Origin of the sequence: Micromonospora sp. NPDC005087 (assembly GCF_042872965.1) — a bacterium.
Classification (GTDB): Bacteria; Actinomycetota; Actinomycetes; order Mycobacteriales; family Micromonosporaceae; genus Micromonospora.
Genome location: NZ_JBIALB010000071.1, coordinates 1 through 1,416, shown reverse-complemented (window position 1 = coordinate 1,416; position 1,416 = coordinate 1). Strand labels below are relative to the sequence as shown.

2 protein-coding genes are annotated in these 1,416 nt (G+C 68.3%); both read left to right on the top strand.

The genetic code is table 11. The annotated features are described in order from the left end of the window. On the top strand, nt 1–385 hold a 385-nt coding region (locus tag ACFYPS_RS36895), incomplete at its 5' end, for a YciI family protein (protein WP_387331146.1). A gap of 68 nt (nt 386–453) precedes the next feature. After that, nucleotides 454–1,233, top strand: coding sequence for a transposase family protein (locus ACFYPS_RS36890; RefSeq protein ID WP_354968867.1), 780 nt, complete (start codon nt 454–456; stop codon nt 1,231–1,233). Nucleotides 1,234–1,416: the final 183 nt, after the last annotated feature.

Below are 1,416 nucleotides of genomic sequence, written 5' to 3'. Positions count from 1 at the left end.
ACCGGTCATGCCCGTCTTGCTGCCATCAACAACGGCGCTTCTACTCCAGTCCACTCAAGTCAGACACCGCCACGACTTTGCCGGGGCCCTGGGCTACGACCACACCGACGCAGCCGTACGCGACGCGGCGCATGCGCATGACGCCCGACTGCGCCAGGATGGGGTCGACATGGGCGTCGCCGGCCAGCCCGTGCAGGTGCGGAACCACGACGCGGCCGAGGTGACCACGGAGGACGGGCCTTTCATGTCTTCCACGCTTCCCGTAGCCGGTTTCGCCATCATCGAAGCAGCTACGCTGGCCGAGGCCATCGACATCGTGTCGCGTACGCCTTGCGCCGTCGCGCACGGCGTGGTCGAGGTATGGCCGTTGCAGGAGTCGTCGTAAGCGTCGACTAAGGGACGTCTCGTAACCCCGGCGTCTGTCTGTTGAGGACTATCGTCGAGGATGCCTGGGTGCAGGTGATCTCCGCAGCGCGCGCCGAGTGGATCTTTCCGTTCACCGGGCTGCAGCCCGCCCAGTTTCGCAAGCTGGTTCGGCTGGTCGCCGAACGTGGCGGGCACGCCATCGCCGACGGCCGGCCGGGCCGGCAGTGGGCCCTTGACCTGCCCGACCGGGTGCTGCTGGTGGCCGCGTACTGGCGCACGAACCTGACGATGCGGCAGATCGGCCCACTGTTCGGCGTCTCCCACTCTGCCGCGCACCGGGTCATCGACACCCTCGGGCCGCTGCTGGCCCTGGCGCCGGCGCGGCGGCGGCCGGTTGATCAGATCGCGATCGTCGACGGCACGCTGATCCCGACCCGGGACCACCGCCTGGCCACCCCGAGCAAGAACTACCGCTACTCGACCAACCTGCAGGTTGCCATCGACGCCAGCACCCGCCTGATCATCGCCCTGGGCGACCCGCAGCCAGGCAACCGCAACGACACCATCGTCTACCGCACCTCTGGCATCGATCAGAAACTGGCCGACAGGCCGGTCATGGCCGACGGCGGCTACCAGGGCAACCGCGAGGTGATCATGCCGTACCGCAAGTACCGCGACGGCAGCCCACTGCCGGCCTGGAAGGAAGACCTCAACGCCCAGCACCGCACCGTCCGCGCCCAGGTCGAGCACGCCCTGGCCCGCATGAAGTGCTGGAAGATCCTGCGCGACTATCGCCGCGCGGCCCACACATTGACCGACGCCGCTTCCGGCACCGCCAATCTGCACAACATCGTCCTCACCGGGTAGGCGCCAGCGCGGCCACGGGCAACGCCTTCACCGAGTTACGAGACGTCCCTTAGGCCTGCCCGCTCATCAGCAGATCCGCGCACACTCAGCGGCAGATGCGGATGTCGCGGCGCTCCTTCTCGACTTCACGCCCACGAGCACACATGGCCAGCGGCGACCCGGCCTGGCCGCTCGACCGTGGCG